The sequence below is a fragment of the Nocardioides montaniterrae genome, assembly GCF_054782655.1.
Genome location: NZ_BAAGSB010000001.1, coordinates 18,055 through 30,887, shown reverse-complemented (window position 1 = coordinate 30,887; position 12,833 = coordinate 18,055). Strand labels below are relative to the sequence as shown.

The window sequence follows — 12,833 nt, the reverse complement described above, 5'->3', positions numbered from 1 at the left end:
GTGGCACCACTAGGCTCACGCTCGTGACGCGAGAGGGCGATGTCATCCCGCTGCGCGAGGCAACGCGCGCGTGGGCGTCGATCGCCGCCCAGACCTTCGGCGGCCCCGCGGGCCAGATCGCGGTCATGCAGCACAAGCTGGTCGACGAGAAGCGCTGGATCGGTCAGCAGCGGTTCCTCCATGCCCTCAACTACTGCATGCTCCTGCCCGGCCCCGAGGCCCAGCAGCTGGCCATCTACACGGGCTGGCTGCTCAACGGATCGCTCGGCGGCCTGATCGCCGGCACCCTGTTCGTGCTCCCCGGCGTCGTCGCGCTGCTCGCGCTGTCGGCGGTGTACGTCGGGTTCGGCGACGTCGGCGTGATCACCGCGGTCTTCGCCGGCATCGGGCCGGCCGTCATCGCGATCGTGCTGCAGGCCGTCGTACGCGTCGGGTCGCGTGCCCTGCGGCACTCGCTCCTGGTGGTGCTCGCGGTGCTGGCGTTCGTGGCCCTCGCGGTGCTCCGGGTGCCGTTCCCGATCGTGGTGCTCGGTGCGGGCGTGATCGGCGGGCTCGCGGGTCTGCGGATCAGGGCGCTCGGGGAGCCCAAGCCGCACGGCTCTTCCGGCGGCCCGGCGCCGCTGGTCAGCGACGAGCTGCTGCACCACGCGCCGCCGTCGACGCGACGCACGCTCGTGCTGGTGGTGGGTGGCGCTGTCGTCTGGCTGCTGCCGGTCGGCCTGATCGCGCTCGCCCTGGGCCGGTCCTCCACGATCGTCCACGAGGGCGTGTTCTTCTCCGGCACCGCGCTGATCACCTTCGGCGGTGCCTACGCGGTCCTGTCGTACGTCGCCCAGCAGGCCGTCCACGTCTACGGCTGGCTCGCCCCGAACGAGATGGTGCGAGGGCTCGGCCTGGCCGAGTCGACGCCGGGGCCCTTGATCATGGTGGTGCAGTTCGTCGCGTTCCTCGGTGCCTACCGCTCGCCCGGCGCGCTGGACCCCTGGGTGGCCGCGGTGCTGGGGTCGTTCGTCGTCACCTGGGCGACGTTCGTGCCGTGCTTCGTGCTGGTCCTCGCGGGGGCGCCGTACGTCGAGCGCCTGCGCTCCAACCGCCACCTGACGGCCGCGCTCACGGCCATCACCGCGTCGGTGGTCGGCGTGATCGCGAACCTCGCGGTCTTCTTCGCGCTGCACACGCTGTTCACGCGCACTCGGCCGCTCACCGGGGGGCCGATCGACATGGACGTCCCGATCCTCGGCTCGGCGAGCCTCGAGGCGTTCCTCATCACCGCCGCCTGCCTGGTCGCGATCTTCGGCCTCAGGTGGGGGCCGCTGCGGGTCCTGGGCGTCGGCGCCGGGTTCGGGGTGGGCTGGTGGCTGGTCGGGCTGCTGTAACACGTTGTCCGGCGGTCCTTCACGTCTTCGGAGGCACTTCCACGCTGTCGTGACGACGTCGAAGTGCGGAGAACGGGGCGGTAGACCGCCGGTCGACGTGTTACAGCGGACGACGTGTTACAGCGCGATGCCGGCAGCCGACGCGACGTCGGCCCTGAGCGCCGCCAGCTGCTCGGCGGCGGTCGCGCGCGCTGCGGCGACGTCGTCGCCGTGCACCGGCACGACGACCTCGAGGTAGCACTTGACCTTGGGCTCGGTCCCGCTCGGACGTACGACGACCCGGCCCCCGCCGTCGAGCCGGTAGCGAAGCCCGTCGGTCGGCGGCAGCCCGCCGGCGCCCAGCGTCAGGTCGTCGACCACCTCGACCTTGCGGCCGCCCAACGTGGTGGGGGGAGCAGCGCGGAGCCGGGCCATCGCGTCGGCGATCTCGGAGAGGTCCTCGACCCGGACCGACAGCTGGTCGGTCGCGAACAGGCCGTAGGACCGGGCGATCTCGTCGAGGACGTCGAGCAGCGTGCGGCCGTGTGCCTTCGCGTCGGCGGCGATGGAGCACACCATCAGCGCCGCCGAGACGCCGTCCTTGTCGGCCACGTTCCGCGGGTCGACGCAGTAGCCCAGCGCCTCCTCGTAGCCGAACGCCAGATCAGGGATGCGCCCGATCCACTTGAAGCCGGTCAGCGTCTCCTGCGCCTGCCGGCCGTGACGGGCCGCCATCGCGAGGAGCAGCGAGGACGACACGATCGAGGTGGCGTAGACGCCGTGGCGACCCTGCCGCAGCAGGTGCCACGCCAGCAGTGCGCCCACCTCGTCACCGCGCAGCATCCGCCAGTTCGAAGCCTCGTCGTTCGAGCCTGTCGGGCCTGTCGAAACCGGCACCGCGACCGCGCACCGGTCGGCGTCCGGGTCGTTGGCGATGACCAGATCGGCGCGGCGCTCGGCCGCGAGGGCCAGGGCGAGGTCCATCGCGCCCGGCTCCTCGGGATTGGGGAACGCGACGGTCGGGAAGTCGGGGTCGGGGTCCGCCTGGGCGGGAACGACCGCGACCGTGGTGAAGCCGGCCCGCTCGAACGCCTCGCCCATCAGGCCGCCGCCGACCCCGTGCATCGGCGTGTAGACGATCGCGAGGCCCGGCGTACCTCCGGACGCGACGGACACGACGGCGTCGAGGTAGCGGTCGACGACCTCCTCGCCGACCACCGCCTCCGGCCCGACGACGACCCGGGCGACCGACGACACCGGCCCGACCGCGGCGATGCATGCGGCGATGTCCGAGTCGGCGGGCGGGACGATCTGGGTGCCGTCGCCGAGGTAGACCTTGTAGCCGTTGTCCTGCGGCGGGTTGTGGCTGGCGGTGACCATCACCCCGGCGACGCACCCGAGGGAGCGGATCGCGAAGGCGAGAACGGGCGTCGGCAGCGCCCGCGGCAGCAGCAGCGGCCGCAGCCCGGCGCCGGCCATCACCTCGGCCGTGTCCCGCGCGAAGACCTCGGAGTTGTGGCGGGCGTCGTACCCGATGACCACGCTCGACCCGCGCTCGCCACCGGAGGCGAGGAGGTACGCCGCCAGCCCGGCCGCCGCACGGATCACGACGACCCGGTTCATCCGGTGGGGCCCGGCGCCGAGCCGCCCGCGCAGGCCGGCCGTGCCGAACTCCAGCGGCCCGCGGAAGCGGTCGGCCAGGTCCGCCAGGTCCCCGCTCTCGAGGACGGCCGACAGCTCGGCCCGTGTGGCGGGATCGGGGTCGTCGGCGATCCAGGCGTGGGCGTCGGCGATCAGGTCGTCCATGTCCGCAGGTTAGGCGTCGATCGTGCTCATGTCGCCGTAGCGGTCGCCAGCGACCGCGTCGCGCGGCACCGCCTCCTCGAGCGCGGCGAGGTCCTCGGCACTGAGCGACACCTCGAGGGCGCCGACGTTCTCCCCGAGGTAGGGGATCCGCCGGGTGCCCGGGATCGGCGCGACGCCGAGCCCGTCCGCACCCTGGGCGAGCACCCAGGCGAGCGCGAGCTGGCCCGGCGTACATCCCTTGGTCGCGGCCACGGCGCGGACGCGGTCGACCAGCGAGAGGTTGGTGGCGAGGTTCTCGCCCGAGAAGCGCGGGAAGTACGCCGTCGCGCGGCTGTCACCCTCGGCGGGAGTCTCGCGGATCGCCCCGGTGAGGATCCCCCGGCCGAGCGGGGAGTAGGGGACCAGTCCGATGCCGAGCTCCTCGAGGGTCGGCAGGATCTCGTCCTCGAGGTCGCGGGTGAAGAGGGAGTACTCGGTCTGCAGCGCGGTGATCGGGTGCACGGCATGCGCGCGCCGGATGGTCTCGGCCGAGGCCTCGGAGAGGCCGAGGTGGCGCACCTTGCCGGCGGCCACCAGCTCGGCCATGGCACCGACGGTCTCCTCGATCGGGACCGTCTTGTCGACCCGGTGCTGGTAGTAGAGGTCGATGTGGTCGACGCCGAGTCGCTCGAGCGAGGCGTCGCACGCCGCCCGCACGTAGGAGGGTGAGCCGTTCACGCCGACCCGGGTCCCGTCGGGCCGCCGCTCGTTGCCGAACTTGGTCGCCAGCTGGACCTCGTCGCGGCGTCCCGCGATGGCCCGGCCGACGAGCAGCTCGTTGGTGAACGGGCCGTACATGTCGGCGGTGTCGAGGAAGGTGACGCCGAGGTCGAGGGCGCGGTGGATGGTCGCGATCCCACCCTCCTCGTCGGGCGTTCCGTAGAACTCCGACATGCCCATGCAGCCGAGGCCGAGGGCGGAGACGTCGAGCGAGGAGGTGGTTCCGAGAGTGCGGCGTGCGGTCATGCCTCCAGCCAACACCTCGGCGCCAAGACCGCGCCAGGGTCAGCTGACGACCAGCTCGGCGTCGTCGCGCCGGTTCCACATCGGCGTCGGCAGGAACGCCTCGGCCTGCAGCACCGCGGTCACGATGCCGGCGAGGTCCTTGGCGCCGGGGTACACGAGGTAGCGCGGCACCCACTCGGGCCGGTACTTGTCGTTGGAGCGGTAGAGCGAGTCGATCTGCCAGAACTTCGAGGCACCCATCAGCACCGCACGACCCAGCCGCGCGGTCGGGCCGGCGCCGAGCTGCTCGCCGCGGGCCAGCACGCCCCGGAAGACCGCGAAGTTCAGCGACACCTTCTCGACGCCGAGCGCCGGCGCCTCCGCCATCAGGCTCGCGACCATCAGCTCGATCACGCCGTTGGGGGAGGTGCGGTTGCGGCGCATCAGCTCCAGCGAGAGGCCGTCCTTGCCCCACGGCACGAAGTGCAGCATCCCGACCGGCTCGTCGTTCATCCGCGCCAGGACGACGACGGCGTCTCCGTCCTCAGCGGCACCGAAGCGACCCAAGGCCATCGAGAAGCCGCGCTCGACGTTGCCGTCGCGCCAGTGGTTGGCGAGGCGCTGGAGCTCGGCGACCTGGTCGTCGGGGATGTCGCGGATCCGGCGTACCTCCGTGGAGAGGCCGCTGCGCTCGCACCGCGACACCGCCTGGCGTACGCCGCGCATCTCGCGACCGTCGAGGGTGAAGCGGGGCGCGTGCAGGATGGCCTCGTCGCCCAGCTCGAGGACGTCGAGGCCCGCCTTCTGGTAGGCGCGTGCGGCGGCCTGGCCGGCGCCGAGGACGGCCGGGGTCCAGCCGTGGTCCCGGGCCTCCTGGAGCCAGGCCTCGACGGCACCGGCCCACGCGTCGGGATTGCCGAGGGGGTCGCCGGCGGCCAGCGAGACGTTGCCGATCACGCGGTAGGAGACGGCCGCGCCGCCGGGACCGAAGATCGCGGCGCGGTCGTCACGCAGCGAGAAGTAGCCCAGGGAGTCGGCGTGGCCCCAGCGCTCGAGGAGGTCGCGGAGCCGGGCCTCCTCGTCGTCGTCGATCGGCGAGGGGCCGGCCGGCGGCCGCAGGGCCGCGAGGAGGGCGGCGACCAGCACCGAGGCGCCGAGCACCACGAGCGCGACGGCCGCGATGTTCTCGGAGCGCGAGCTGGCGAAGGAGATCGGGCCCGGGATGCCGATCAGACCCTCGAAGGCCTGGGCGGCGCGGTCCCACGTGGTGGTGCCGGGCTCCTGGCCGCGGGCATCGACGGTGAGCCAGATCCAGCCCATCGCGCCGGCGATCAACGGCCCGCCGACCAGCACGACGAGGACCGCGCGCAGCGAGCGTGCGTCGGGACGCGCGGTGAAGTTGCGACGGGCCGCGATCAGCAGCACGACCATCGCGGTGCACATCACGGACTCCTCGACGTCGAGGCCCTTGAGCAGGTGCAGCGCGGTGGCGATGACGGTGAGGGCGAGCGCGACGGTCCAGGCGCGACGCTTCGCGCGCCGCAGGCCGCGGGCCAGCAGGAGCAGCATGATGCCGATCGCGGCCGTCCCGGTCGCGGCAGCGGCCGGGAAGACCGGAGGCACCAGGGAGTTGATCGTCTCGCTGCGCGCGTCGAGGGTCGGGGACAGCGCACTCGCCACGGAGGCGAGTCCCACGACGAAGATCAATCGCGCGATCCACTTCGGCGTCAGCAGCGCCGACCACACTCTCCCCATCACAACTCGGATGTTAGTGCGGGAGGTGGCTCAGAGCCGCACCACCATGGCCCGCGATCCCCAGTGGATCTCGGTGCCGGCCACCGCGCGCCCCGGCTGCCCGGGCGGCAGGTGGATGGAGCGGCCCTGGTCGTCGGCGATCGCGACACCGGTCTGCGAGTGCAGGTCGATCACCCACGCCCCGTCGCGGGCGGGCGAGACGAGGAGATGGGTGGCGCTGGTGGAGTCGGCGGGGTCCGTGACCGCCAGCGGCTCGGCGTACGGGTGGCTCGGCGGCGGGACCGGGTTCGTGCCGATCACGAACGTCCGGTCCAGCAGGACGCTGAGGCCGTCGTCGAGGGTGAGGTACGGCGTGGACCGGCGTACGGCGGGGATCGTGCCGGCGTCCGGCAGCGTGACCATCGCCGGGACGTAGCCGGTGCCGGCCGGCTCGAGGTCGGGTCCGACGTGGGCAGCGGCGTAGTCGGGCACCACGGTCAAGGTGGCGCCGGCCTCGTCGACGACCTGGGCCGACACCGGAGTCTCGTCCTCCAGGTCGTGGATCACGATCGGATGGGCGAGGACGCCCGGGACCGACTGCAGCTGGTGGCTTCGATAGATGCGAACCCGCGTCTTGTGGTGGAACAGACCCACGAACCGTCTCCCGGCTCAGTGACTCCCCGAGGTGTCACGCCTTGACCGCCACGGAGCAGTGACGGGTGCCACACATAGTGGCCGAACGGCCGCTTCGACGGCGATGAAGTCCAAAAATATTCACGTGGTGGAAGGGTGGTTGGCACCCGCAAATGTCGTCGTCCGGGAGGATGGTCGACGTGCGAGCGGCGTACGACTTCACCACGCAGTGGCTGGTCCCTGCCCCCATCGCCGACGTCGCGCGGGTGCTGGACGACCTCGAGCACTACCCCGAGTGGTGGCCGCAGGTCCGCGCCGTCGCCTCCCTCGGCCCCACGACCGCGCGCGTCCTGTGTCGCTCGGCCCTGCCCTACACGCTCGACCTCGTCCTCGAGGCGGTCTCGCGGACGCCCCCGACCCTCGAGGTGGCCGTCGGCGGCGATCTCGAGGGCACCGTCCGCTGGCACCTCTCCGCCGTCGCCGGCGGGACCCGCATGCTCTTCGAGCAGCACGTCGAGGTCGGCGGAGCGCTCGCGCTCGCGTCGTACGCCGCCCGTCCCGTCCTCACCTGGAACCACCACCGGATGATGGCCGGCGCCGAGCGGGGCCTGCGGGAGCGGCTCTCCCCGAGCTGATGTTGGCCGGTCGCCCGGACCGTCGGCGGGTGTTTGGCCGCGGTGCGCGTGGTCGGTTCCCGAACTCGGTCCGCTGGCTGTCCTTTTCTGCCATCGTCGGCGCACCGAGAACGAGGGGGAACGATGGTCCGAGGCATGTTCACGCGAGGTCTGCTGGCGCTCGCGCTCGCGGCCGGTGTCGGCGCCGCTGTGGGGGTCGCGCCGGCCCACGCCGTCGGCTACGGGACGGTCAAGCCCAACTACACCTGCGTCAACCTTCGCTCTTCGACGACGACCTCGTCGACGGCGTTGGTGTGCATCCCGAAGGGGACACGGTTGGCGATCGACTGCACGCTGCGCGGCCAGTCCGTGACCGGGCCCGACGGCACCACATCTCTGTGGGACCACACGACGTACGCCGGCAAGCGGGGCTACGTGTCCGATGCCGTGCTGGCCACCGGCACGAGCAACCCCGTCGCGCCCACGTGCAGCCCTCAGCCGCCGCCTACCTCAAGCTCGGCCCTGAGTGCCCGCGTCGATGCCTTCGTCAGTCGTTACGGGAATGGCACCCAGAGCATCAACGTCGATGGGCGTTACGGCAGTCAGTGCGTTGACCTGGCCAACCTTTATCACCAGATCGTGGTTCGTCATTACTCGTCCCCGAGCGCTTCCCGTTGGGTGGCCGGCGACGGTCGCGATTGGTGGGGGCTGGCCGCCGCCGGGCATCCGCTGGCGCCGTACTACAAGCGAGTTTCTGCCTCATCGCTCGCACGCAAGGGCGACATCGCCGTTTGGTACAGCGGCTCGCACGGCCACGTCGCGGTCGTGCTGCGCGACCAGACGACGGCCGGCTCTGCGCTCCATGTGTACACGCAGACGGGTCAGCAGACCGATCGCTACGGCAACCCGACCGGCCCCAAGACATATGCGCACATCTCGGACATGGGCAAGGCGTTCACCTGGGGCGGCTACTCATACTACGTCCTCGGGTACTTGCGGCCGCTGAGCTGACGAGAGTCGTGAGTGTCACGGTGTGCCGTGGCACTCACGGCCTCAGATGAGCGGGACGACCCGGCTGAGCAGCTCGCCCATCCGGGTAGCGGCGTTCCGGCCGGCCTCGAGGACCTCGGCGTGGTTGAGCGGCTGGTCGGAGATGCCGGCGGCGAGGTTGGTGACCAAGGAGATCCCGAGGACCTCCATGCCGGCCTCACGGGCGGCGATCGCCTCGAGCGTGGTGGACATGCCGACCAGGTCGGCGCCGATGATGCCGGCCATGCGCACCTCGGCCGGGGTCTCGTAGTGCGGCCCCGGGAATTGCGCGTACACGCCCTCGTCCAGGGACGGATCGATGGTCCGGCAGGCCTCCCGCAGCCGCGCGGAGTAGAGGTCGGTGAGGTCGACGAAGTTGGCGCCGACGATGGGGGAGCGCCCGGTCAGGTTGATGTGGTCGCTGATCAGCACCGGTGTGCCGGGCGTCCAGGTCGGCTTCAGCCCGCCGCAACCGTTGGTCAGCACGATCGCGCGGCAGCCCGCCGCGGCGGCAGTGCGTACGCCGTGCACGACGGCCTCGACGCCGCGCCCCTCGTAGTAGTGCGTGCGTGACAGGAACACCAGGATCCGCTGCCCGTCGGCGGCCGTGATCGAGCGGATCTTCCCGGAGTGTCCGGCGACCGCAGCGGCCGAGAACCCCGGGAGGTCGGTGGTCTCGAGCTCGACGTCGGCGCGCCCGATCATGTCGACGGCCGGCAGCCAGCCCGACCCCAGCACCAGCGCGATGTCGTGCCGCGCGACGCCGGTCAGCTCGGCGAGGCGGGCGGCGGCTTCGTTGGCGGCGTCGTACGGCGAGGTCACGCTCGTCAGCCTAGGAGGCGACGACCACAAGGACGACAAGTTCGGCGATGAGCGCCGTCAGAAACGGCGATCCGGCGCGAACTTCCAGCCGGAGTGGTCAGAGGCCGGTGGAGCGGCAGTCGCGACCGCGCAGGCCCTTGACGTAGTCAGCCGGGGCGTCCGCGGCCTCGGCGGCGTTGGCCAGGACCCCGAGGTACGACGCCGACGGCAGCCCGCCCTCGTAGGCGTCCAGGACGTAGGTCCAGGCGACGACCTCGCCCTGCATCGTGGAGACCCGCACCTTGGTCTTGCGGTAGAGGCCGGTGCTCGCCGACTCCCACTGGTCCAGCGTCGCCTCGTCGGGCCCGGTGACGTCGTACACCGCGACGAAGACCTGCTCCAGGACGTCGGGCACGATCGTCGGGAGGGCGCCGTCCCAGCCGTGCTCCTCGCCGCCGAAGGTGAGCCGCCAGCCGGTCAGCCAGCCCGTCGTCTGCAGCGGGGAGTGCGGGCAGCGCGAGCTCATCCGGGCGGGATCGAGGTTCGTCCCGTAGGCGGCGTACGCGGTCACACGCCGCACCTTACTCATCCGTAGACGTGCGCTTGGCCACGCGCGCGTGAGGGTAAGTAGGCTCTCACCTGTGACCCACTTCGATGTCCTCGTTCTCGGCGCCGGCCCCGGTGGCTACGTCGCCGCCATCCGCGCATCGCAGCTCGGCAAGTCCGTCGCTGTCATCGAGAAGAAGTACTGGGGCGGTGTGTGCCTCAACGTCGGCTGCATCCCCTCGAAGGCGCTGCTCAAGAACGCCGAGCTCGCGCACACGCTGAACCACGAGAAGGCCAAGTACGGCATCGAGGGTGACGCGACGATGACCTACGCGCCGACGCACTCGCGCTCGCGCCAGGTGTCCGCGGGCATCGTCAAGGGCGTCCACTTCCTGATGAAGAAGAACAAGATCACCGAGGTCGACGGCTGGGGCACCCTCACCGGCCCGAAGACGGTCTCGGTGGCGGCCGAGGACGGCTCGACCGCCGAGTACACCTGCGACAACCTGATCATCGCCACCGGCGCGACGGTCCGCAGCGTCCCGGGTGTTGAGCCCAACGGCAAGAACATCGTCACCTACGAGGAGCAGATCCTCGACCCCGAGGTCCCCACGTCGATGATCATCGGTGGCTCCGGCGCCATCGGCGTCGAGTTCGCCTACGTCATGAAGAACTTCGGCGTGGACGTCACCATCGTCGAGTTCCTCGACCGGATGGTCCCGACCGAGGACGCCGATGTCTCCAAGGAGCTCGCGCGCCACTACAAGAAGCTCGGCGTCAAGGTGCTCACCTCGACTGCCGTCAAGGGCGTCGAGGACACCGGCTCGGGCGTCAAGGTCCGCATCGCGCCGGCCGCGGGTGGCGACGAGCAGGTCCTGGAGGCTGACAAGTTCCTGGCGGCCTTCGGCTTCGCCCCGCGTACGACGGGCTACGGCCTCGAGGCCACCGGCGTCGAGCTGACCGACCGCGGCGCGATCGCGATCGACGACTTCTGCCGCACCAACGTCGAGGGCGTCTACGCCATCGGCGACTGCACCGGCAAGATGATGCTCGCCCACGTCGCGGAGGCCCAGGGCATCGTCGCGGCCGAGACCATCGCCGGCGCCGAGACCATGCCGGTCGAGTACGACTTCGTCCCGCGCGCGACGTACTGCAACCCCCAGATCGGCTCCTTCGGCTACAGCGAGCAGCAGGCCAAGGACAAGGGGTACGACGTCAAGACTGCCACGTTCCCCTTCACCGCCAACGGCAAGGCGATGGGCCTCGGCGAGGCCGTCGGCTTCGTCAAGATCGTGGCCGACGCCGAGCACAACGAGATCATCGGCGCGCACATGATCGGCCCCGACGCCACCGAGCTGCTGCCGGTGCTGACGCTGGCCCAGAAGTGGGACCTCACCGCTGACGAGGTCGGCCGCAACGTGTTCGCGCACCCGACGCTGTCGGAGGCCGTCAAGGAGGCCATCCACGGCATCGCGGGGCACATGATCAACCTCTGATCCTCAGCTCCACGGACGGGTCGGTCGCCTGCGGGCGGCCGACCCGTCCGTCGTGCTGGCGGGTGGCCGCGGCGGATGGGCGATGATGCGCCCATGACCCCGGACGCGATCGCACCGAGCGCCGACTGGCGCCTCGGGGTGGTGCTGGCGGCGCTGCTGACGATCGCCGCGCTGACGGCCTGGATCGGGCGGCTCGACGTGCAACGCGACCAGGTGGTCGCCGGGCTGCGCGCGGTGGCGCAGCTGGCCGTCGTGGCGCTGGTGATCGTCGCGGTGCTCAAGTCGTTCTGGCTGTCGCTGGGCTTCGCCCTGCTGATGTACGCCGTCGCGGTGCTCACCGCCTGGCGTCGGCTGGCAGCTCCCCGGGCGTGCGCCCGCTGGGTCGCGGCGGCGATCGCGGCGGGTGCGGGCCCGGTCGTGGGGCTGTGCCTGGCCTCCGGAGTCGTACCGCTGACGGGAGCGGCGCTGATCCCGGTCGCCGGCATCGTCACGGGCAACGCGATGACGGCGGTGACGTTGAGCGGCCGGCGGGCGCTGCGCGAGATGAGCGACCACCACGACCTCTACGAGGCCGCCCTGGCGCTCGGCCTCCCGGAGCGGGTGTCGCGCGACCTCGTCGTACGTCCGACGGCGCGGGAGGCGCTCCTCCCCGCCATCGACCAGACCCGCACGGTTGGGCTGGTGACGCTGCCGGGAGCGTTCGTCGGCGTGCTCCTCGGCGGCGGTACGCCGGTCCAGGCCGCCTCCGCACAGATCCTGGTGCTGGTCGGCGTGATCGCGGCCCAAGCGCTCACCGCGTCCGTGGTGCTGTGGGCGGTGACGACCGGCCGGATCCGTCACTGATCGGCCGGGTCAGGCGATGCGCCTGGTCCGCAGCAGCAGCGCGATGAGCACGCCGAGCACGGTCAGGGTGCAGGCGACGAGCTGGGCGGTGCCGGGGGAGGTGCCGTCGATGACGGCCTCGATCACCTGGGCCCCGATGACCTGGCCGGCGATCATCGACAGGCCGAGCACCAGGACGCCGTGCACGTGGACCAGCAGCGCCGAGAGCCAGATGAACGTCATGCCGATGACGCCACCGAGGTAGAGCCACCAGGTGCCGGGCAGGCCGTCGAGCGAGCCGGAGCCGAGGAAGCTGAGGGCGAACGCCACCAGCAGCCCGCACATGCCGACGGCGAAGTTGTTCAGGGTGGTGACGAGCGGGTCGGCGACACGCGCGATGCGTCCGTTGAGCGCCGCCTGGACCGACGTACCGGCTCCGGCGAGGAACGGCAGCAGCGTGAACAGCGCGATGTGCCAGGAGAAGTCGTGGGCCAGCTTGGAGCCCGAGGCGACCACGACCGCGACGACCGCGAAGGCGGCAGCGACGACGCGCGGCAGGTTCAACGGCTGCGCACCACCCGGACCGATCCCGAGGCGGTCGACGACCAGCGCGCTGCAGGACTGGCCGGCGGTGATCGCCACGCTGAACAGCGCGACCCCGATCGTGGCGACGGTCAGGCCCTGCGTGGAGACGAGGAAGGCGCCGAAGAGGCCGGCGATCACCTCGAACCAGCGGACCCGCCCGGCCCGTACGGCGGCCGCCAGCTCCGTCAGCTTCGCCCGGTGTCGCGCCCGGCCGAGGACGGCCACCAGCAGCACGACCAGGCCGGTGGCGAAGCTGATGCACGCGGCGCCGATCCCGGCCCGCGGACCTGTGCCGAGCTCGTGCGCCAGCCGCCCGTTGATCTGCGACTGGATCGCCACCATGCCGCCCGCGAGCAGCATCAAGGGGACCGTGATGAGGCGCAGCAGGCGGGACGGCTCGGCATGCTCCATGCAGCGGACCATAGCCA

12 protein-coding genes are annotated in these 12,833 nt (G+C 71.6%); 5 read left to right on the top strand and 7 right to left on the bottom strand.

The features are described from left to right. The first annotated feature begins 23 nt into the window (after positions 1 to 23). Complete coding sequence (chrA, locus tag ACYVJ3_RS00160; protein WP_460850446.1) at positions 24 to 1,376, top strand: chromate efflux transporter; 1,353 nt, start codon at positions 24 to 26, stop codon at positions 1,374 to 1,376. A gap of 117 nt (positions 1,377 to 1,493) precedes the next feature. Here chrA and ACYVJ3_RS00155 read toward each other — a convergent pair whose 3' ends face one another. From ACYVJ3_RS00155 to ACYVJ3_RS00140, 4 genes are read right to left on the bottom strand one after another with little or no spacing between them, the layout of a single operon-like run. Next, positions 1,494 to 3,161: a phospho-sugar mutase gene (locus ACYVJ3_RS00155; protein ID WP_460850445.1), complete on the bottom strand. Its 1,668-nt coding sequence runs from the start codon at positions 3,159 to 3,161 to the stop codon at positions 1,494 to 1,496. Between the two features lie 9 nt (positions 3,162 to 3,170). Further along, positions 3,171 to 4,166 carry an aldo/keto reductase gene (locus ACYVJ3_RS00150; protein WP_460850444.1) on the bottom strand — a complete coding sequence of 332 codons (996 nt, stop codon included), beginning with the start codon at positions 4,164 to 4,166 and terminating at the stop codon, positions 3,171 to 3,173. Positions 4,167 to 4,205: 39 nt separating this feature from the next. Beyond that, complete coding sequence (locus ACYVJ3_RS00145) at positions 4,206 to 5,900, bottom strand: phosphatidylglycerol lysyltransferase domain-containing protein (protein ID WP_460851086.1); 1,695 nt, start codon at positions 5,898 to 5,900, stop codon at positions 4,206 to 4,208. 30 nt (positions 5,901 to 5,930) lie between these two features. Continuing rightward, positions 5,931 to 6,533: a hypothetical protein gene (locus tag ACYVJ3_RS00140; RefSeq protein ID WP_460850443.1), complete on the bottom strand. Its 603-nt coding sequence runs from the start codon at positions 6,531 to 6,533 to the stop codon at positions 5,931 to 5,933. A gap of 170 nt (positions 6,534 to 6,703) precedes the next feature. On the opposite strand from ACYVJ3_RS00140, the gene ACYVJ3_RS00135 reads away from it, so the two are divergent. Further along, on the top strand, positions 6,704 to 7,147 hold the full coding sequence (locus ACYVJ3_RS00135; protein ID WP_460851085.1) for an SRPBCC family protein: 444 nt from the start codon (positions 6,704 to 6,706) through the stop codon (positions 7,145 to 7,147). 135 nt (positions 7,148 to 7,282) lie between these two features. After that, entirely contained in the window at positions 7,283 to 8,137 is an 855-nt protein-coding gene (locus tag ACYVJ3_RS00130; RefSeq protein ID WP_460850442.1) for a CHAP domain-containing protein, read from the top strand. Positions 8,138 to 8,179: 42 nt separating this feature from the next. Here the strand turns inward: ACYVJ3_RS00130 and ACYVJ3_RS00125 are convergent, their stop codons facing one another. Further along, positions 8,180 to 8,977: a purine-nucleoside phosphorylase gene (locus ACYVJ3_RS00125; protein WP_460850441.1), complete on the bottom strand. Its 798-nt coding sequence runs from the start codon at positions 8,975 to 8,977 to the stop codon at positions 8,180 to 8,182. Positions 8,978 to 9,074: 97 nt separating this feature from the next. Then, positions 9,075 to 9,536 (bottom strand): gamma-glutamylcyclotransferase, encoded by a 462-nt coding sequence (locus ACYVJ3_RS00120; protein ID WP_460850440.1) that lies wholly within the window; start codon positions 9,534 to 9,536, stop codon positions 9,075 to 9,077. Between the two features lie 61 nt (positions 9,537 to 9,597). Between ACYVJ3_RS00120 and lpdA the strand changes: the two genes are divergently transcribed. Together lpdA and ACYVJ3_RS00110 are read left to right on the top strand one after the other, a co-directional pair. Beyond that, positions 9,598 to 10,998, top strand: a complete 1,401-nt coding sequence (lpdA, locus tag ACYVJ3_RS00115; protein WP_460850439.1) for a dihydrolipoyl dehydrogenase — start codon at positions 9,598 to 9,600, stop codon at positions 10,996 to 10,998. A gap of 93 nt (positions 10,999 to 11,091) precedes the next feature. Then, positions 11,092 to 11,841, top strand: coding sequence for an ABC transporter permease (locus tag ACYVJ3_RS00110; protein ID WP_460850438.1), 750 nt, complete (start codon positions 11,092 to 11,094; stop codon positions 11,839 to 11,841). 9 nt (positions 11,842 to 11,850) lie between these two features. Here the strand turns inward: ACYVJ3_RS00110 and ACYVJ3_RS00105 are convergent, their stop codons facing one another. Beyond that, the gene (locus ACYVJ3_RS00105; RefSeq protein ID WP_460850437.1) at positions 11,851 to 12,816 is read right to left on the bottom strand and encodes a DMT family transporter; all 966 of its coding nucleotides are present in this window, start codon (positions 12,814 to 12,816) and stop codon (positions 11,851 to 11,853) included. Between the last annotated feature and the right edge of the window lie 17 nt (positions 12,817 to 12,833).

Bases quoted from the DNA above. Each gene is read 5' to 3' on its own strand.
- ACYVJ3_RS00150 (WP_460850444.1), bottom strand. From the start codon at position 4,166: ATGACCGCACGCCGCACTCTCGGAACCACCTCCTCGCTCGACGTCTCC.
- ACYVJ3_RS00105 (WP_460850437.1), bottom strand. From the start codon at position 12,816: ATGGAGCATGCCGAGCCGTCCCGCCTGCTGCGCCTCATCACGGTCCCC.
- ACYVJ3_RS00155 (WP_460850445.1), bottom strand. From the start codon at position 3,161: ATGGACGACCTGATCGCCGACGCCCACGCCTGGATCGCCGACGACCCC.
- ACYVJ3_RS00110 (WP_460850438.1), top strand. From the start codon at position 11,092: ATGACCCCGGACGCGATCGCACCGAGCGCCGACTGGCGCCTCGGGGTG.
- ACYVJ3_RS00130 (WP_460850442.1), top strand. From the start codon at position 7,283: ATGTTCACGCGAGGTCTGCTGGCGCTCGCGCTCGCGGCCGGTGTCGGC.
- ACYVJ3_RS00145 (WP_460851086.1), bottom strand. From the start codon at position 5,900: ATGGGGAGAGTGTGGTCGGCGCTGCTGACGCCGAAGTGGATCGCGCGA.
- ACYVJ3_RS00135 (WP_460851085.1), top strand. From the start codon at position 6,704: ATGGTCGACGTGCGAGCGGCGTACGACTTCACCACGCAGTGGCTGGTC.